The 19,293-nt window shown below is 69.9% G+C and carries 13 protein-coding genes and 1 pseudogene; 4 read left to right on the top strand and 10 right to left on the bottom strand.

Translation table 11 applies throughout. From position 1 onward, the window contains the following. Positions 1–992 precede the first annotated feature (992 nt). Positions 993–5,579, bottom strand: a complete 4,587-nt coding sequence (locus ACZ4NB_RS38320; protein ID WP_467667678.1) for a sacsin N-terminal ATP-binding-like domain-containing protein — start codon at positions 5,577–5,579, stop codon at positions 993–995. Positions 5,580–5,734: 155 nt separating this feature from the next. Between ACZ4NB_RS38320 and ACZ4NB_RS38325 the strand changes: the two genes are divergently transcribed. Continuing rightward, positions 5,735–5,950, top strand: a complete 216-nt coding sequence (locus ACZ4NB_RS38325) for a hypothetical protein (RefSeq protein ID WP_467667679.1) — start codon at positions 5,735–5,737, stop codon at positions 5,948–5,950. A gap of 182 nt (positions 5,951–6,132) precedes the next feature. On the opposite strand, the gene ACZ4NB_RS38330 is transcribed toward ACZ4NB_RS38325, so the two are convergent. Continuing rightward, positions 6,133–6,564, bottom strand: coding sequence for a hypothetical protein (locus ACZ4NB_RS38330; protein WP_467667680.1), 432 nt, complete (start codon positions 6,562–6,564; stop codon positions 6,133–6,135). A gap of 131 nt (positions 6,565–6,695) precedes the next feature. Between ACZ4NB_RS38330 and ACZ4NB_RS38335 the strand changes: the two genes are divergently transcribed. After that, positions 6,696–7,049, top strand: a complete 354-nt coding sequence (locus ACZ4NB_RS38335) for a hypothetical protein (protein WP_467667681.1) — start codon at positions 6,696–6,698, stop codon at positions 7,047–7,049. A 589-nt stretch (positions 7,050–7,638) separates the two neighbouring features. Here ACZ4NB_RS38335 and ACZ4NB_RS38340 read toward each other — a convergent pair. The 5 genes and pseudogenes from ACZ4NB_RS38340 to ACZ4NB_RS38360 form a co-directional block, all read right to left on the bottom strand. After that, complete coding sequence (locus ACZ4NB_RS38340; protein WP_467667682.1) at positions 7,639–8,364, bottom strand: DedA family protein; 726 nt, start codon at positions 8,362–8,364, stop codon at positions 7,639–7,641. Between the two features lie 180 nt (positions 8,365–8,544). After that, complete coding sequence (locus ACZ4NB_RS38345) at positions 8,545–9,195, bottom strand: LuxR C-terminal-related transcriptional regulator (protein WP_467667690.1); 651 nt, start codon at positions 9,193–9,195, stop codon at positions 8,545–8,547. A gap of 76 nt (positions 9,196–9,271) precedes the next feature. Then, the gene (locus tag ACZ4NB_RS38350; protein WP_467667683.1) at positions 9,272–9,691 is read right to left on the bottom strand and encodes a 4'-phosphopantetheinyl transferase family protein; all 420 of its coding nucleotides are present in this window, start codon (positions 9,689–9,691) and stop codon (positions 9,272–9,274) included. A 97-nt stretch (positions 9,692–9,788) separates the two neighbouring features. After that, positions 9,789–10,028 (bottom strand): annotated as a pseudogene (locus tag ACZ4NB_RS38355) (metallophosphoesterase); the annotation flags it as partial. Beyond that, positions 9,950–10,804: a metallophosphoesterase family protein gene (locus ACZ4NB_RS38360; RefSeq protein WP_467667684.1), complete on the bottom strand. Its 855-nt coding sequence runs from the start codon at positions 10,802–10,804 to the stop codon at positions 9,950–9,952. The gene ACZ4NB_RS38360 and the pseudogene ACZ4NB_RS38355, both read right to left, overlap by 79 nt. Positions 10,805–11,057: 253 nt before the next feature. On the opposite strand from ACZ4NB_RS38360, the gene ACZ4NB_RS38365 reads away from it, so the two are divergent. After that, positions 11,058–11,828, top strand: coding sequence for a thioesterase II family protein (locus ACZ4NB_RS38365; RefSeq protein ID WP_467667685.1), 771 nt, complete (start codon positions 11,058–11,060; stop codon positions 11,826–11,828). A gap of 104 nt (positions 11,829–11,932) precedes the next feature. On the opposite strand, the gene ACZ4NB_RS38370 is transcribed toward ACZ4NB_RS38365, so the two are convergent. Together ACZ4NB_RS38370 and ACZ4NB_RS38375 are read right to left on the bottom strand one after the other, a co-directional pair. Further along, on the bottom strand, positions 11,933–12,823 hold the full coding sequence (locus ACZ4NB_RS38370) for an oxidoreductase (protein WP_467667686.1): 891 nt from the start codon (positions 12,821–12,823) through the stop codon (positions 11,933–11,935). Then, a complete protein-coding gene (locus ACZ4NB_RS38375; RefSeq protein ID WP_467667687.1) occupies positions 12,820–13,614 on the bottom strand; it encodes a sugar phosphate isomerase/epimerase family protein in 795 nt (264 codons plus the stop codon). The genes ACZ4NB_RS38370 and ACZ4NB_RS38375 overlap by 4 nt, the downstream gene beginning before the upstream one ends. A 331-nt stretch (positions 13,615–13,945) precedes the next feature. On the opposite strand from ACZ4NB_RS38375, the gene ACZ4NB_RS38380 reads away from it, so the two are divergent. Then, positions 13,946–15,505, top strand: coding sequence for a phenylalanine aminomutase (D-beta-phenylalanine forming) (locus ACZ4NB_RS38380; RefSeq protein WP_467667688.1), 1,560 nt, complete (start codon positions 13,946–13,948; stop codon positions 15,503–15,505). Between the two features lie 69 nt (positions 15,506–15,574). Here ACZ4NB_RS38380 and ACZ4NB_RS38385 read toward each other — a convergent pair. Next, a partial coding sequence (locus tag ACZ4NB_RS38385; RefSeq protein WP_467667689.1) for an SDR family NAD(P)-dependent oxidoreductase occupies positions 15,575–19,293 on the bottom strand: 3,719 nt, incomplete at its 5' end.

Genomic DNA, 19,293 nt, shown 5'->3' on the forward strand with positions numbered 1-19,293 from the left:
CGCCGGTGCGTTTCCGCCTTTCGGCTTCTTCGCGTTTCCAACCTTACCAGATCCGTTTCCGTCTCTGGCCCCCTGCTGGAGCGGGGTCGGCCGTTCGGCTTTCGCTTTTCGACCTTTCCGACTCTATCAGATCCGTTTCGTTCCGTTGTCGGTCCGAATTTGTTTCCGATCCCCCGTCGGTGGGGGGTTTGTTCGCGCCTTTCGGCGTGATCACTACTTTAGCGGAATTCCTCGTCGGCGCATAATCGCGCCGCGGTCCGAATTTCGGCATGCCGAAATTGTTCCCGGTGAGGGGCCGTGCAGTAGTGGTGTGCCGCGAAGCGGCGGGATAGCTGCCGTGCGGGCCTGTCGGCTCCGGGCAACTCGAAGAACTTACACGATCCTATGGGTGCGGCGCGACTTGGGGGCACGTGCGCGGCGCATCGAGCCATCCCTGACCCGCTTGGTTGCCGGACCACCTGGTCTGCCCGGGCACCTTCGACGGCTACGTCTGCCTGGTGCGCAGCGCCGCAACCGGGCACCGGCAATCACCGAGATCAAGACTGCGGGCGCCAGCCAGGAGCTTCGACGTGGACTCGGGCAGCCGACAGAATGAGCGTGATGACGGTCCGTCAGAATCAGCGTCGAACGAGCGTGAGGATGCTTCCCGATCACCCTCACGAAGTCGAGGCAGAGCGCGCTCCTCACCTGCGGTTCCGCTGCGTGGAACCGCAGGTGAGACACGTGGGGCGAGCCGGCGACACGCTCCACGCGGCGGACTCTGGGAAGCAGGTCGAACACGCCCGGCCGCGCCAGGACAATCCAGAAGAACCCGCAGCTCAGCCCTGCTTCTCTGCCCGCTCCAGGATCGCCACGCACTCCACATGATGCGTCATAGGAAAGATGTCGCCATGAGAGGTGCCGGGGAAAATACCAGGTCAGAGGCGGTTTCTGGGTCGTGCGTCCAGCGTGAAGGGCGTTTAGAGCGTCAAACGAGCGTCATGACCGACGGCCTATCTCTCCTCCTTGAGTTGGTACACCCGGCTGTGCGCGGCTCTGATGCCCGTGATCGTCACGCTGCTGCTCGGGCGGCAGGTCAGCTGTTGGAGCGGCTGCGGGATGATGCGTACGGCCACGGGGGCGGTTCCAGCCTCCAGCCCGGAGACGATGACGAGAAAGAAATCGTCACTCTCCGTGGCTCGCTGGAATTCCGCGGGCGTCAGCTGCACCGTGTCCGGCTCGGCGCCTCCGTACGCCTTGAGTTCGTAGAAGCGCGACAGTGCGTCCACGGCGTCGGCGCCGAGACCATGCTGGGCCCGCAGGTCGCGCAGCCAGTCGTCGTCGCCGGCGAGTGCCTTGCGCACCACGTCCAGGGCCACCTTTTCCTGTTCCGTACCTGAGTAGGGGCGCGGTGTCGTGTGCTGTTGGGGGATTGCCGATCCGGCACGGGGCTGCGGCAGTCCGGGCGTACCCGAGGTGAACGCGCTCGGTCGTGCGACGGGCGCGCCCGAGACCGAAGACTTCGGCGGCGTGATGGCGCCGCTCGGGTCAACGAGCCGGAGCCTGTCGGGGTCGACGAGCCTGCGCGGTGGGGCGGCGGGTGTGCCAGGAGGGGCAAACGGAGCCCTCACGGGTGGCGGGTTGCTGGGGGCAGGCGGGAGCGTCATCGACGTCCGTGGGGTGCCGGCCGCTACGCCGGCTTGCAACCCAGTGGCGGTACGGCGTTCGTCCACCTCGTCACCGAGTTCCCTGAGCCGGCGTTCGCGTTCGGCCTCCGCAGCTTCCCGGTCGCGCCGCACCTGGTCGTCGGCAAGGCTCAGCTGTACGGCCGTACGGCCCTTCTCAGCCTGGTCACACGCGGCTCCCCAGGCGAGAGCCGCTTCCCGACTGCGGCCCGGAAACCGTGCGGCGATCGACCGGCCGGCCCCGGACGTGCGTGTCAGGGCAGCTGTATCGCGGACGTACAACGTGCCCGAGGACCAGTCGATCCCGGCGTCCACGGGCACGGTGACCGACTCGCCCGTGTCCGGAAGCTCGACGCGGCAGGCCAGGTGAGGGGCAATGCGCACGGTCAGGTCCGCGAGCTCTTCCCAGGAGCAGTCCAGGGACCGGGCCACGTTCGCGGCGTTGCGCTGCAGGTCCTCACGGAGGTGGGTGACGGCCGACCGGACCAGCGCGGTCAAGTCCGGGTCCGCCGGAGCCAGGCTAGGGCTGTACACGGTGACGTGCTCTGCGGCCAGCTCGGTCACCCGCAGGTCCCGGATCAGCGGCCTGAACTGCTCCAGTTCGGCTCCCGGGCACCACACCGCACGTTCCCGGCCTAACGCCTCAGCCACCGCCGGGTCCTCGACGGCATACACGGGCCGCTTGCTCCGCCAGCCCTGGCTCGTCCACAGAGGGAGCCGCCCCAGGCGCTTGGCCGTCAACCCACCTGGCTGGGTGCGGCCCAGAACGGCGAGCATCTGCAGGGTCTGCAGGACGATGGACTGGGTCGTCCCGTCCTGCTCCTCCCGACCCTGCTTCCGGTCCCGCTGTGCCAGCTCCTTGATCACGGCCGTGGCGTCGTCCACAGTCGGCGCGCGTACTCCGAGCCGCTGCCAGAACGCCTCGCTGCCCGGAAACGTCGGCGCGAACGCACGGAGCGGCCCGAAGAGCGGCGCACCGCGCAGGCACTGGCCCGGCCTGCGCCAACCGGAGTCTGTGAGGACGAGGCCGTTCCCCTGGCCGAGCGCCCGCACCACGGCACGCAAAGGCATCTCCCCGGAGGCGCCGACACCACGGCCGACGGTGCGCTCTGCCAGGGCCTCGTAGAGGATCAGCGCCGCGGGCACGTCCCTGTCCCCGCTTTCCTCCTCCTGTCGGCGCAGGCGTTGAAGGCATTCCACGAGGTCCTCGGTGCGGGCCTCCTCGGAGATGTCCAGGGCGCGCAGCACGTCGCTGCGCCTGCCGATCAGTTGCTGGATCTCGGGATGGAGGAATCGCGTGTCGTCCGCCCCGTACACGGCGACAGTGCTGGTGGTTCGCATGCGGAGTCGAGCCGGGGCGGACGGCGTGCCGGTCCCGTTGTCCAGCCATGGTGTGTCGCGCAACTGCCAGAGCCAGAAGGCTGCGGTTTTGCCCCGGTCCTGCCACACGTAGTGGTCGTAGACGGCAGCGACCTCGTCGTGGTCGGAGAGGCGGCTCCAGGCCCGGCCGAGGACGTGGAACAGGGCTGCCGCCCGGTGCCTGCGGACCTGGGGGTCCTGCTCCGCCGCGATGTTGGAGGCGACGGCACGTAGGTTGGGGCTGTCGTAGTCGTCCAGTGTGAACGTCGCGCCCTGAGCGCGCAGGGCATCTGTGCGTGCCCGGGGGCCCGACATGACGTTCGCCGGCAGCCCCTTGGGACTCTGCGTGAAGCGCTCCCGCCCCCCTGGGTGCCTGCGCAACCTGGGTGCGGTCTCCGCACCCAGGAGCCTCAGGAATTTCCGGGCGCCCATCCCAGTCGCACCGCGCTGCAGGACCTCGGCGTACCGGGGCCGCAGCCACACTGGCCCGGCCGCCCGGCCAGCGGCGAAGGCGAAGCTCTCCTCGCGTTCGGAACTGTCCAGTCGGGCGGGTAGGTAGGCCCTGGCGGGAGAGACGTCGATGGCCTCACGTTTTCCGGCATGGTCGTACCGATGCCCCTGCAGCCGGATGGCGCGTCCCACATCCCGGCCCAAGGTCTCGCGCTCGGACTCCGGCAAGTGCGCGAAACCATCCCGGAGTTCGATGAGCTGGTCATCCGCCAGGCGCAGAACATCCGGGCCGCTGCCCCCTGCGGCGGCGCCGATGGCCGCGAGGCGCCGGATGACGGCCACTGCATCCGCGTCGGTAAGCAGTGCCTCACGATTGCGGAGCCATGCCCTCACCGACCGTGCCTCGTCGGTGTCGGCGAGGAACGCCGAATGGATCTCCCGGGAGAACCCGAGACTGGCGCCCAGGCCCCGCGGGACGTCGGTGAACACAGCAGGTTCCTCGCGCCGGGGCACAAGGTGGCGGCCCCCGGAGCTGTCCACGAGCCATCGGCTCGACAGCAAGGAGGTGTCCATGTCTGCGGAAAGTCCCGCCGCGGCGAGGCGGACGTTCGCCTGCGGTGACCGGGTTTCGTCGTCGAGGAGGCGCAGCGCGTCGTAGAGGTCCACCGTCACGGGAACCGCGCCGTCGTGGTCCTCCCAGTCCGCCAGCACCTCACGCCACCGGCCGTCCTCGTCCCGCGCCACCTCGGGCAGTACGGCGGTGCACTCCGCGACGCGGGAGACCTCCTCTTCGGTGACCACGCCGGCCAGCGTCTCGTCCTCCACCGCGAGATCGCCCAGGCCGAGCAGCCCCCGCCCCTCGACGTCGAGGACGAGACCGTGGGACACTCCCGCCCTGGCACGGTCGAGGAGCAGTCGCTCCAGCGCGGCGACCGGGTCACGGGAGTCGCGCACGTCGTCGGGGAGCGGCACGGCGCGCCATGCTCGTGCCGGATCCCGCCGGAACTGCCACAGGACAGCGGCCGCCCACAGGTCGCCGATCAATGCGTTCAGGGCGCGGTTCCACGGGGTGTCGTCGAGCGCCTGTCGGCTGGCGATCGGGTCGAACTGGGCACTCACGCAGAGAGCCAGAGCCGTGTCCGCGACGGGAAGACTGGCGTAGATCCGCCCGGCATCATCGGGTCCCAGAGGAAGAGCCACAGCGAGTGCGGTGGTGGGCCCGCCCGCCTTGTGGGACCGGGTGATCCCGGAGGGGCTGGGAACGGTCGCACGGCACACCATCCACCGGGAGCCGTCGCCAGCTCGCGCCTCGCCTGTCTCGACCGCTACGCTCCGCCCGCCCACCTGGGCCTCGAATGCCTCGCCGGCCTCGCGGTCGAGCGCCAGCCGGTGCCGGACCTCGCCTTGCTCGTCCAGGTGCGTGACACTGCCGACGCTGCCGAGGAAGAGCAGCGCGCTGTCTCCCCACTCGGCAAGCCACGCGTTCACCTCGTCCGCACTGAGCACACCCCGCTCCAGTGGGACCCGCAGTACCGTCCAGGTGTCGCCCGCGAACCAGTCGGGTACCGGGAACGGCTCGGCCACGGAGATGTCCGGATCCCCGACGCGGAACCGGTAATGCCCGCAGTGAACCTCCAGATGGGGGGAAAGGGACTGCAGGGTCATCAGGCCGATCCCGAACCTGCCGGTGGATTCGGCCTGCTCCGCTTTGCTGGTCAGCCAGGGCATCGCCAGGGCCAGGACGTTCGGCAGCCGTACGGGGCTGCCATTGTGGGCGACGAGGAGTTCCCGTTCCCTTGTCAGAATGCGTACGTCCGTGGCACCGAGGTCCTCGGCGTTCTGGACGATCTCCGAGAGTCCCTGGAGACGATCGCTCGACAGGTTGCCTGCGTGATCTCGGGTACGTCTCAGCGCGTGCCGTACTTGACCGTCCAGGCGGGCGAACCGGGTACCGAGTCGCTCGACCGCCGCCTCGGTCGCCGCCTCGCCCTCCGGCTCCGGTACGACAACTCCTTCTGGGATGCCCTCTAGAGAGAAGAGCGCATCGGCGGACGCAATCGCCCGCTCCATCGCGGCCGTTCGACGCACCGCATCCCCCGTGGTCATGCCTGCCCCCGCTCGCCTCGGCCCCCAACGACACAGGGTAGTGAGCCCAGGGAAAACGTTGATCAACTTGGCGTAGTTTGGTGCGGCGCAGGTCAGGACCATGCTGAGGCCACTGAGGTCAGCAATCACTCAGCATGAGTCAGGAGTCGTGCACATTGGCGACCAAACTTGTCCGCGGCATGGGCAGCTTCTTCAAGTCCTGCGCCTGCACCCGACAGGGTCGATGCCCCCACCCTTATGCCATCCGCTTCCGCGACGCCACCGGCCGACAGCGCGAAGAAACCGGCTTCCCCACTCAGCAGGACGCCCTGGACCAGCTGACCAAGATCTACAACGAGAAGCGCACGAGCCACGGCAGCATGCCGAGCTGAAGCGCGAGATCGGTAAGCAGCGGTTCGGCGAGTACGCCTCCGACTGGTTGGGCCGGCAACGCCACTACGCGGTGGGAAGCACGCGGACGATCAAACAAATCCTACGCACCCAACTCCTCCCCGTCGTGGGCTCACGACGGCTCAACACGTTCACCTCCACCGTCGTAGAAGACTTCATTAAGTCAATGGAAGAGCGAGAGGTTGGCCTCGCCACCCAGCAGAACTCCTTCGAAGCACTCAAAAAGATCCTGCTGGACGCGAAGCTCAAGGGCGGCATCACCGAGGATCCCTTCGCCGGCGTAGCCCCACCCGGATACGTCCCGGATCAAGTGATCATCCCGACGCTGGATGAGATACACGCCCTCAAGGCGGTGGCTTCGGAAGGCCTCCGATTGATCATCGACCTCATGTCCGGCTGTGGTCACCGCAACGGCGAGGCGTACGCCGCGAACATTGAGCGCATGGTCGCCGACGACGCCTACCGGATAACGGAACAGATCGACGGCGTCACTCGCCAGCGCGCTCGCCTGAAGCATCGCCAGCCGGGCGAGTTCCGCGAGGTCCCGATGCCCAGCACCGAGCTGTGCAGCGAGCGTACCGACGATGCCGAGCATGGTAGTCGCCGTGCAGGTTCCCTACGCCGAGGGCGTCGGCGGTCACGCCCACCGAGGGGTGTTCGTGTCCACCGATGCCAGCAAGACGTGGAAGACCCTTTTCCCTGAGCAGAAAGAGCGACTTCCACGCCGTGGAGTACGCACACAGCACCGTCTGCGGTTACGACAGCACCAACGGCCTCCTGCGCGTCAGCAAGAACCGCACCACCTGGGACGACCGTGCCCGGCTGGCCGCCGTCGACATCCCCATCAGCCCGAAGGACCCCGATGTGGTGCTGGCCACCACGCAGAACGGCATCGCCAGGAGCAGCAACGGCGGCAAGAGCTTCGGCGACGGGGTCGACCCAGTGCTGGCCTTATCTCCTGACCCAAGGCCGATGCCCCGTACGGCATCGATCCGACCGGCGCCCTCCACCGCAGCAAGGACGATGGCAACACCTGGAAGAAGACCGGCACCGTACCCGGTAGAACACCGCAAGCACTGACCGCACTCGATGCAAACCACATCCTCGCCGCCCCCAACAAGGCCTCTACGAATCCCGAAACGGCGGTCGGACTTTCACCGAACGGCTGCCGATCGAAGGACCGGTCGACTGAACGGTGCGAGCCGCTGTCGACCGACCGTGGCGAAGATGTGACTCGCCGCTCGGGCCGCTGCACGACTGATGGGTACTCTGCAACTGCTGCACGGTGTCGCCGATTATCTGCCGTACGGAACCGGGGGCCAGCTGCTGGAGCGTGGCCACCACCTTCCGGCTGGCCGACTCCCCCAGCAGACCCAGCAGGGAGACCAGGGCGATCAGCGCGGGGAACAACGAGAGCACCCCTTAGTACGTCAGCCCCACCGCCCGGTCGGTCAGTTCGTCGCCCTTGACCTCCTTGACCGCGCCACGCAGCACGGCCCACCAGGACTTCCTTGGCAGCGCTGTCAGCTCGTCGGGGTCGCTCTTCTTGACGAGCGGATCCGGAGCCGGTCCCGGAGTTGCCTCTTGCTGCGCCCCCGGTACTCGGGCGGACTGCTCCCCGGGTCCGCCGGCGGCCCGGTGTGCGGCGCCCTCTCGGCTCCCGGTCGCGTTATCCGTGCCATACGTCGCGGGTTACCGCGCGCCCCGAACCGAAACGAACCGGGTCCGCCGGGCTCGGCGCCGGGACCCGCGAGCGGGGCTGCGGCCCCTGGCACTCCGCGTTCCGCCGTACAGGTGACGGCCGGCCGGCCGCGCGGCGGCGCAGCCACCCGGCGCACAGGCTGACCGTCAGGCCCAGTGCCGTGGCCATGAGTATGCGCTTAAGCGGGTCGTGGGAGAAGCTCTTGCCCGCCACCGCGCCGATTCCGGTGACGTACAGCGCCCAGGCGGCGGCCCCGACGGCGTCCAGGAGGACGAAGCGGCGCAGCGGGAAGCGCACACTGCCGGTCGCCAGGGTGGACGAGACCCGGCCACCCGGCAGGTACCGGCCCGCCAGCACGAGCGCCACGGCATGGCGGTCGACGAGCAGCTCGGCTCGTGCAAAAGCAGCCTCGGCCCGCTTGGCGCACAGCAGCCGGGACGTCAGTCTCCGGCCCGCGCAGCGGCCGATGCCGTAACCCAGCAGATCTCCCGTCAGGACGCCGGCCGCGGCGACGAGGGCCAGCATGGCCGGGTCGGATCCGAGGAGCGAACTCACCGCCACCACGCCCGTCTGGCTGGGTGCGAAGGGCACCAGCCCGCCGCACCCGGCCAGGAGGAAGAGAGCCACCCACAGCCAGGGGGAGCCCATCATTCCCGTCAGGGCTTCGGAGAGGTGATCGAGATACTCGGGCATCGGGCTCCAGGGGCTCGGACCGCGGACGGCGCATGAGGACACGCGTACACCAGCCTGGCCACGGAGGCGATCCGGCGCCATGGCTCCACACCCCCGCTTCCGGGGTGTCGCTGGGTACACCGGACGGCGGGCTCCGCCGGGCACCCTGCCATCCGGTCCGCGCCGGTCGTCGCGGGGCGCTCAGCCCTTGTCGAGGTAGGCGAGTACCGCGAGAACACGGCGGTTGTCGTCGTCGGACGGCGGCAGCCCCAGCTTGCCGAAGATGTTCGCGGTGTGTTTGGCGACGGCTCTTTCCGTGACGACCAGTTGTGCCGCGATCGCGGCGTTGGACCGGCCCTGGGCCATCAGTTCCATCACCGCGCGCTCACGTGGCGTCAGCCTGTTGATCGGCTGTTCGTGCGCGGAACGGCGCGAGACCAGTTGGGAGATGACCTGCGGGTCCATCGCGGTCCCCCCTTGCGCGACCCGCCGTACGGCGTCGATGAACTGGTCCGCGTCGAAGACCCGGTCCTTGAGCAGGTAGCCGACCCCACCACTGCCGTCCGCCAAAAGCTCCCGCGCATACAGCTGTTCCACGTGCTGCGACAGCACCAGGACCGGCAGGTCGGGACGTTTGCGGCGCGCGACGAGCGCGCACTGCAATCCTTCGTCCGTGAACGACGGCGGAAGCCGGACGTCGACGATCGCGATGTCCGGCTTCAGTTCGTCGAGGGCCGAGGAGAGTTCAGGGCCGTTGTCCACGGCCGCCGCTATCTCGAAGTCGTACGCTTCGAGGAGCCGGACGAGCCCCTCGCGCAACAGGAAGAGGTCTTCGGCGAGGACAACGCGCATCAGGTCTCCCTCTTCACCCGCGACGGGGCGAGCTTCCGGACTGCCGCCCACCAGTATGCCGTGCGTGGCCACGGGATCACTCGGGGCCGGGCACGACGGCGACGGCCGTCATGACCAGCCCGTCCGCGATCAACCAGCGGCCCGAGAGAGCCGTCCGTCGTCGGCCGTCGACCAGGGGCCCGGGACGCAGCAGCCGGGCGTGGAACACACCGGTCGGCTCGATGTCGATGTGCGCCTCCTCGAACCCGAGCTCCTGCCGGGTCAGCGGGTACCAGGCCTTGAAGACGCTCTCCTTGGCGCTGAACAGCACCCGCCCCCAGGCCGTCGCGGGCACGCTGTCGGCCAGCGCGCTCACCCCCCGCCGTTCGTCCAGCAGCGCGATGGCGTCGATGATTCCATCGGGCAACGGCTCGTGCGGTTCGGCGTCGATACCGATCGACGGGACGTCGACGGAACGGGCCACCGCCGCGGCGCGGTACCCCGCGCAGTGCGTCACGCTGCCCACCACGCCGGCGGGCCACCGCGGCGCCCCCCCCCCGCTGGTTCCTGAGCAGCGGGGCGGGCGGCAGGCCGAGTGCGGCGAGGGCGCGCCGCGCGCAGATCCGTGCGGTCGTGAACTCGCGCTGCCGGGAGGCCACCGCCACCACGAGCTGTGCCTCCTCCGAAAACAGCCCCTCACCAGGCCCCAGCAGGTCGTCCGTCAGGTCGCCCAGTGCCTCCGCCGACACGACGCCCGGGGGGAGTATCCGCTCGATCACCAGGAGTCCTCCGCTGGCCCGGACGGCAACGGCAGGATCTGGCGCAGCGGCTCCCGGGGCGGCCTCGGGCGCCACTCACGGGGATAGCCGAGGGAGACCTCCTCGAAGCGGACGCCATCACGCCACAGGACCCGGGGTATGTGCAGATGCCCGTAGACGACGGACACGGCGTGGAAGCGCCGGTGCCAGTCCGCGGTCAGCCCGGTGCCGCACCACTGGGCGAAATGCGGGTAGCGCAGGATGTCCGTCGGTTCGCGCGTCAGGGGGAAGTGGTTGACCAGGACGGTCCGCCGGCCCAGGGCGAGCTCGGACAGCCGCCGTTCCGTCTGCGCCACCCGGGCGTGGCACCAGACCTCCCGGCTGGGGAACGGATCGGGGTGCAGGAAGAACTCGTCGGTACAGACGACCCCCGCCTCGTGGGCCAGGCGCAGCGACTCCTCCTTGCTGGTGACGCCGGGAACCCGGAACGAGTAGTCGTAGAGCACGAACAGCGGGGCCACCGTCACGGGGCCACCGTCGCCTTCCCAGACCGGGTAGGGATCTTCCGGGGTGGTGATGCCCTCGCTGCGGCAGAGCTCGACCAGCCGCAGGTACCGCTTCTCGCCCCGCAGGTCCACCGGATCATCGGGGTGGGTCCACAGCTCGTGGTTGCCCGGCACCCAGATGACCTTCGCGAAGCGCTCGTTGAGCAGCGTCAGCGCCTTTTCGACGTCCGCGAACTTCTCCGCCACATCACCGGCCACGATCAGCCAGTCGTCGTCCGATCTCGGCCGCAGCGACTGTAGGACGGAGCGGTTCTCGCTGTACGCGGTGTGCAGATCACTGACGGCGAGCAGCCTGCCGTTTCCCACGTTCCCCCCTCTTCCGGCACCGTACGCGTGCCACCGGTCATGCGGTCATGCGCCGGCGGCCGTGCCCACAGTCTGCCCCGCTGCCCTGCGCCGATGGATCGCCTGGGGACTTCCCGCAGGGTGTTTAGGAGACGGGCCGCGGAAGTTTAGGGGTTGTTCGGCGCACTGCCCGCTAGCAGCATCAGGCCCAGCCGGGTCGGTGCGGTCGGCATTGCTCCCGGTCCGATGCGCGCCACAAAGGAGTTCTGTAGGGATGACAGACGGGCTCAACGATCCGGGCCAGTGGCTCCGGCGGTTCCATCCGGCACCACGGGCTCCGGTCCAATTGGTGTGCCTGCCACATGCGGGAGGCTCGGCGAGCTTCTTCTTCCCGCTCTCGCGGGCCCTCTCGCCGGCCGTGGACGTCGTGGCGGTCCAGTACCCGGGACGCGCGGACCGCCGCTCGGAACCCGACATCGACGACATGTCCCGGCTGGCCGACCTGGTGACCGGCACACTGCTGCCCCTCAGCGGACGCCCGTTCGCGCTCTTCGGGCACAGCATGGGTGCCGCGCTGGCCTTCGAGGTGGCGCGCCGCCTCGAATCGCGCGGCGTGCAACCACAGGCGCTGGTCGTCTCCGGGCGGCGGGCCCCCAGCCGGCAGAGGGACGAGATCGTCCACCGCGGCAGCGACGAGGAACTGATCGCCGAGATCGGCCGGCTCAGCGGTACCGACTCCAGAATCCTCGCCGACGAGGAGATTCTGCGCATGTCGCTGCCCTCGATCCGCAACGACTACAGACTGATCGAGTCGTACCGGTACGAGCCCGGCCCCCCGCTCTCCACGCCCGTCTCCGCGCATGTCGGAGTGGACGATCCCAAGGCGACGGTCGACGAGGTGCGTGCCTGGGAAGAGCACACCACCGGCACGTTCGAGCTGCACACCTATCCGGGTGGCCATTTCTTCCTGACCTCGGAACAGGCCCAGATGACAGCCCACCTCTACCGCCTGACGGCATCGGCCCCAGCGTCCGGGGCCCGCTGACACCGGGCCTGGACGCGGCCGCGAACGGACGGGCCGCACGGTACGGCCCGTCCGTTCGCGGCCGCATCGGGCGGACCGTACCGAGGTCTGGGGCCTGCGGTCCGCTAGCGGGACGAGGCGGACAGCGCTTCGAAACGTACGCCCGTCAGCTGCTCCGAGACGTCCCACAGGCGCTTCGCGACGGACGCGTCGAGCGCGGTCGGCGACGGTTCGCACAGCTTCGGGCCGGGCCCGTAGAACTCCCCTCCCCGTACGTCAGGGGATGTCGCCGCGTGCAGGGACGGCATCACTCCCTTGTCGGCGGACTGCAGGAACAGCCTCATCATGGCGCTCACGACCCGCGGCACGGAGCCGATGTTGGTCGCAGTGTTGCCGGGGTCGGCGGCGAGGCTGAGGAGACCGGCGCCGGCCGCCTCAGCGCGCCGTTGCAGCTCCAACGTGAAGAGCAGGTTGGCCAGCTTAGAGCGGGCGTACTGCACGGTACGGCCGTATGTGCGCTCGGCGTTGAGGTCCTCGAAGTCGAGCTCGGCTTCGGCGTGGTTGTCGCTGGAGACCGTGACCACTCGGGCGTACGGTCGGGCCAGCAGGAGCGGCAGCAGCACCCCGGTCAGCGCGAAGTGGCCGAGGTGGTTGGTGCCGAACTGCATCTCGAAACCGTCGGCGGTGACCCGCCGGGGGATCATGCCCACGCCGGCGTTGTTGACCAGCAGGTCGAGGCCGTCCAGCCGACCGCTCAGCACGCCGGGGAAGGCACGGACCGAGGCCAGATCCGCCAGGTCGAGCCGGACGGCCTCGACGTCGGCCGAGGGCACCTGCCGGCGGACGCTGTCCGCGGCGGCCGCTCCTCTGGCGGAGTCGCGGCAGGCGAGTAGTACCCGGGCACCGCTCCTGGCTAGCTCCCGCGCGGTCGGCAGCCCGATGCCGCTGTTGGCGCCGGTCACCAGGGCGGTCGTCCCGCTGAGGTCAGGGCGGTCCGTGATCGCCGGGCTCGTCACGATGCCCGGGCCGCGCTCAGCAGGGAACGGACGGCGGCCGTGGTGCGGGTCGCGACTTCCTTGGGGGACAGCCGGCGCAGGTCCTCGGAAAGGACCTCCGTCGACAGGGGGACGTCGACTCCCTTCGCATCGAGGGTCCGCATCAGACCTACGAGGTCGAAGTCGCCCTCTCCCGGGAGCTTCCGACCATTCACACAGTCCTCCTGGAGGCTGCCGACGGGAGCCTCGGCCCCGTCGCACAGCTCCACGCCGGTGATGTGCCGCCCTTCAGCCTTCTCCAGAGCGGCCAGGCCGTGCGGGTCACGGAAGAGGTGCCAGGCGTCGATCAGCAGACCGCCGTTCGGGCGGTCCGCCGCCATGACGACATCGGTCGCCACGCCGTAGTGGAAGTCGGGGAATACCGCGAACGGTTCGAGTTCGACCGTGAGCCCGAGGTCGGCGGCCCGGTCGCAGAGCGCGCCGAAACGCTCCACCAGCACGTCCAGCGGCGGCATCTCGGTGGGCGGCATGAACACCGCCGACGTCTTCACCCGGTCGGCGCCCAGCGCCAGCGCCCAGCCGAAGATCTGCTCCTCGCCGCGCCGGGCCTGCTCGCCCTCCTCGCCGTCGGCATGCCAGCCCAGCAGCAACTCGATCTCTCCGATGCCCACCCCGTGCTCGTCGAGGACGCCACGGAGCTGGTCCATGGTCCGGGTCTTCAGCAACACCTCGAATTCGTAGCCGCCCATGCCCATACCGGGAGAGCCCACGGCGGCGACGGCGGCGACACGCTCGTCGAACGAGTCACGCACGGGCTCCGGCCACACCGAGCCCGTCAGATGAGGGTGGGCGAAAAAGGGAGTTCGCTGGTCGAGGAGGCTCATCATCACTCTCATCCGTCGGTGTCCGTGTGGAGCGTTCGTCGCTCGGACGCACCGCCCCATTGAAGCCGCGGGCACAGCGGCAAGCCAGCGACAAGCACCCCTAAAAATCCGGGCTTTGCCCCTAGAGGAGCCGCCTGTGAGGCTCCCCCGGCCGGTCAGGGGGGGTCAGGAACGGTTAGGGGTTGTAGGCGGTAATTGCCGAGGAGCAACGTGGCAGCCGAATAGCTCGAACCTATTCGATACAGGTCACTAATTCTCCATGAAATGGGGGCTCGGCACTGTGACAATCACCCTTTCCGCCGGTCGGACCGTGCGACTCGATGAATTCGCATCGGCCGCCAGGGACTCGACCCCGGTGGCCATCGACGACGCCGTCCGGGACCGTGTCCGCGCGTCGCGGGAGACCCTGGAGAAGATGGTCGGCAGCGGGCGCGTCATCTACGGGGTCAACACGAGCATGGGTGGTTTCGTCGACCATCTCGTCCCGGTCACGATGGCCCAGGAGCTGCAGGAGAACCTCATCAACGCGGTCGCCACCAATGTCGGCGACGACGTCGGTGAGCCGGCCGTGCGCGCCATCATGCTCGCGCGGATCGTGTCGCTGTCCCGGGGCAACTCCGCCATCTCGGAGGAGAACCTGGACAAGCTCATATCGGTGTACAACGCCGGGATCACACCGTACGTACCGGAGAAGGGGTCGCTCGGCACGAGTGGCGACCTGGGCCCGCTCGCGGCGATCGCACTCGTCTGCGCCGGACAGTGGCGCGCCCGCTACCAGGGCGAGACCCTGCCGGGCGCCGAGGCGCTGCGGCGCGCCGGCATCGAGCCGATGAAGCTGAGCTTCAAGGAGGGGCTCGCACTGATCAACGGCACGTCGGGCATGGTCGGCCTCGGCTCCATGGTCCTTGCGCAGGCCCGCCGGCTCTTCGACACCTACCTGCTGGTCTCCGCGCTCTCCGTCGAAGGCCTGAGGGGGATGACCAAGCCGTTCGACCCGCGGGTGCACGCGCTGAAGCCGCACAAGGGCCAGCAGGAGGTGGCCGCCCGGCTGTGGGACACGCTGCTCAGCTCCCGGCTCGCCGTACTGGAGCAGGACACCGAGGCGTTGCTCGCCCAGGAGATGGACGGGTCGGTGAAGGAGGGCTCGCAGCCGATCGAGGACGCGTACTCGATCCGGTGCACCCCCCAGATCCTCGGCCCGGTGCTGGACTGTCTCACCAACGTGGGCGGCACCCTGCAGGACGAGCTGAATTCGTCCAGCGACAACCCCCTGGTGGTCCCCGATGAGGAAGACGTCTTCCACAACGGCCACTTCCACGGACAGTACGTGGCCATGGCCATGGACCACCTGGTGATCGCGCTGACCACGTTGACGAACCTGGCCAACCGCCGGGTCGACCGCTTCCTGGACCGGAGCAACAGCAACGGGCTGCCGCCGTTCCTCTGCCAGGAGAACCCCGGTCTCCGGCTGGGGCTGATGGGCGGTCAGTTCATGACGGCCTCGGTGACGGCCGAGACGCGGGCCATGTCGGTGCCGATGTCGATCCAGTCGTTGACCTCCACCGGCGACTTCCAGGACATCGTGTCGTTCGGCTTCGTCGCCGCGCGGCGGGCCAGGGACGTCCTCGTCAACGCGAAGTACGTGGTCGCCTTCGAACTGCTCTGTGCCTGCCAGGCGGTGGACGTGCGGGGCACGGACGGCCTGTCGGACGCCACCCGGAAGCTGTACGAGAGGACGCGTGCGGTGGTCCCGTACCTCGACCGGGACCTCACCATCACGGACTACGTGGAAGCGATCGCCCGGGACATCCTTTCCTGAGGCGGCGTAGGTCACCCGGTGACCGGGGAAGGCGGGGGGCGCCCGAAGACGCCCCCCGCCTTCCCTCGCTCAGTCCGAGGTGGCTCGCTGCGCCGCCCGGAGCAGGTCGCCGATCCCCATGCTGCGCAGGGCGGCCACCTGGTCCTCCGCCGCCCCGGCGGCACTGTCCCCCTCCTGAGCCCCGCCGTTGTCCGCGAGCTTCAGCAGCTCGTCGAGCAGCCCCGTCTCCCGCATCCGGGCCAACGGAATCCCGGCCAGGACCTCCCGGACCGATGCCTCCTCCTGGTCGGCAGCGGACAGCGCGGCCGTCTCCGGCAGGAGTTCGGCGAGCAGGTACTGGGAGAGCACCTGCGGATCCGGGTAGTCGAAGACGAGGGTGGCCGGCAGTCTCAGTCCGGTGACCGAACCGAGCCGGTTGCGCAGCTCGATGGTGGTGAGCGAGTCGAACCCGAGGTCCTTGAAGGCGCGGTCGGGCTCGATGGCTGCGCCTCCCGAATGCCCGATGACGGCCGCGGCGTGCTCGCGGACCAGGTCCAGCACCAGCGCGCGACGTCCGCTATCCGGCAGGGCCGCGAGACGCTCCGCCAGCGACTGCCCGGCGCCGGTGGACTCGGCCACCTCGACCGTACGGCGTGCCGGGGCCCGTACCAGGCCGCGGTAGAGCGGTGGCAGGCCCTCAGCGGCGGCCAGCGTGCGCAGGTCCATCGGTACCGGCACCACGGTGGCCTCGTCGACCCGTCCTGCCGCGTCGAACAGGTCGAACCCCTGCTCGCGGGTGAGGGGCGGGAACCCCTTCCGCGTCATGCGCCGCACCTCGGCCTGGTCCAGTGTGCTTCCCATGCCGCTGTCCGCCCAGAGTCCCCAGGCCAGCGACTGGGCCGGGAGCCCTTGTGCATGCCGGTGCCGGGCCAGGGCGTCCAGGAAGGCGTTGGCCGCCGCGTAGTTGCCCTGGCCGGCGCCGTCGAGGACGCCGGCGGCCGAGGAGAACAGGGTGAATGCCGCCAGGTCCCGGTCCCGGGTCAGCTCGTGCAGATGCCAGGCCGCGTCGGCCTTGGGCCGCAGCACCGTGTCCATCCGCTCGGGGGTGAGTGACGCGAACACCGCGTCGTCCAGCACTCCGGCGGTGTGGACCACCGCGGTCAGCGGGTGCTCGGCCGGGATGGTGTCCAGCAGCCCGGCCAGTGCGGCCCGGTCGGCGACGTCGCAGGCGGCCACGGTCACCTGCCCGCCGAGCCCGGCCAGCTCCGCCACCAGCTCCTCGGCTCCCGGGGCCGTCGGGCCGCGACGGCTGGCCAGCAGCAGATGGCGCACGCCATGGCGGGTGACCAGATGCCTGGCCAGCAGCCCGCCGAGCCCACCGGTGCCGCCCGTGACGAGGACGGTCCCCTCGGCGTCGAGCGGGCGTGGCATGGTCAGCGCCAGTTTCCCGGTGTGCCGGGCCTGGCTGAGATGACGGAAGGCGTCCGGGGCCCGCCGTAAGTCCCAGGCCCGCACGGGGAGCGGCCGCAGCGCTCCCGTCCGTAACAGCTCCATCAGTTCGCCCAGCATCTCCTGGATCCTGGCCGGGCCCGCGTCCATGAGGTCGTAGGCCTGGTACGTGATCCCGGGTTCCGGGTGGTCCGCCGCCACCTGCTGCGCGTCGCGCAGGTCGGTCTTGCCCATCTCCACGAACCGGCCGCCGGGGCCGAGCAGCCGCAGCGACGCGTCCACATACTCACGTGCCAGCGAGTTCAGCACGACGTCCATGCCGTGCCCGCCGCTCGCGGCGCGGAAGGCCCCTTCGAAGTCCAGTGTCCGCGAACCGGCGATGTGCGCCTGGTCGAGCCCCAGGCCGGTCAGGGTCTGCCACTTACCGGGTGAGGCCGTGCCGAACACCTCGGCGCCCAGGTGGCGGGCGATCTGCACGGCGGCCATTCCCACGCCGCCGGCCGCCGCATGGACGAGGACGCGGTCACCGGGGGTGGTCCTGCCGAGGTCCACCAGTCCGTACCAGGCGGTGAGGAAGACCAGGGGCACCGTGGCCGCCTGTTCGTACGTCCAGTCTTCGGGGACCCGTGTGAGCAGTCGGTGGTCCGTCACCGCTACCGGGCCGAACGCGTTGGTGAAGATCCCCATGACCCGGTCGCCCGGGCGAAGCCCGGTGACGCCGGGGCCGACCTCGGTGACGAGGCCCGCGCCCTCTCCCCCGATCCTGCCGCCGCCCGGGTACATGCCCAGGGTGACCAGCACGTCGCGGAAGTTGATGCCCGCCGCCCTCGTCCCGACCCGTACCTGCCCTTCCTCTAGGGGGGCCGCGGGCGCGTCGGAGGCCACCAGGGCCAGGTCGTCGAGGGTGCTGCCGGTCGCCTCCAGTTGCCAGTGCGGGGCGTCCGGAGGGGTCAGTGCAGCGCCCGACGTCGCGGTCCTCAGCCGCGCCACGTAGCAGTCGTCACCGCGCAGCACTGCCTGCGGTTCGCCCGACCGTACGACCCGCAGCAGGTCCCGGATGACGACACCGGTGCCATCCGCGGCGGGGTCGGCGTCCACGAGCACCAGCCGGTCGGGGCTTTCCGCCTGGGCAGCCCGTACCAGGCCCCATACGGCGGCCCCGGCGAGGTCGGTGACGTCCTGTTCCCCGGGCGCCATCGCGCCTCGGGTGAGCACCACCATCCGGGAGTGGGCGAAGCGCTCGTCCCCCAGCCAGGTCTGCACCGTGGCCAGTACGTGGGAGGTCAGGGCACGAGTGCGGTGCGGCGTGTCCTCAGGTGCGGTGGGCCGGGTGGCTGCGGTGTCGAGGACCACCGTCTCCGGAAGCGGAGCGCCTTGGGACCGGACCGCGTCGCACAGTGCGGCGAGGTCCGGGAACCAGCCGGCCGCGTCGGTCCCCGGCTGACCGCCGATCCGGACGACGGACGACGCGCCGTCCGTGGAAGCGGGCAGGGGCAGCGGTTCCCACGCGAGCCGGTGGAGGGAGGTGTCATGGGCGGCAGGTGCCGCCAACTGGTCAGCGGTGACCGGGCGTCCCGCCAACGCCCGGACGCTGAGCACGGGGCGTCCTTCCCCGTCGGCCAGGTGTACCGACGAGACGTCGGAGCCGGGTTCACGGTGCAGTCGTACGCGGAGCACCGACGCCCCGGCCGCATGCAGCGACACTCCACTCCAGGTGAACGGGAGCAGGGAGCTGCCGCTCTCGTCGAGCAGCGCCTCGGCGTGCAGCGCGGCGTCCATCAGGGCAGGATGCAGGCCGAAGTCGGTCGCCTGGGAGGCGAATTCATCGTCCAGGGCCACTTCGGCGAAGATCTCGTCGCCGCGCCGCCATGCCGCCCGCAGGCAGCGATAGGCCGGGCCGTAGGCGTAGCCGCGGTCGGCGAGGTGCGCGTACGCACGGCTGACGTCCACCGCCGTGGCGCCGGGGGCCGGCCATTCCGTCAAGTCGCCGAGCGGCTCCTGGGCACGGGCGGCCAGGGTGCCCTGGGCATGACGGGTCCAGGCCTGCCCCGCGGTCGCGGCATCGTCGCGGGAGTACACCGCGACCGAACGCCGCCCATGGTCGTCGGACCCGCCGACGACCACCTGGACGTCGATGCCGCCGTGCTCCGGCAGGATCATCGGTGCCTGGAGCGTCAGCTCTTCGACTTCCTCGCAACCGGCCTCGTCCGCCGCCCGAACGGCCATTTCCACCAGGGCGGTGCCCGATACGAGGGTCCGGCCGAGCACCTGGTGGTCGCCGAGCCAGGGATGCGTACCGAGCGAGAGCCGTCCGGTCAGCACGACACCGTCGTCATCGGGCGAGGCGATCACCGCACCCA

The sequence above is a fragment of the Streptomyces sp. NPDC026575 genome, from assembly GCF_055567415.1.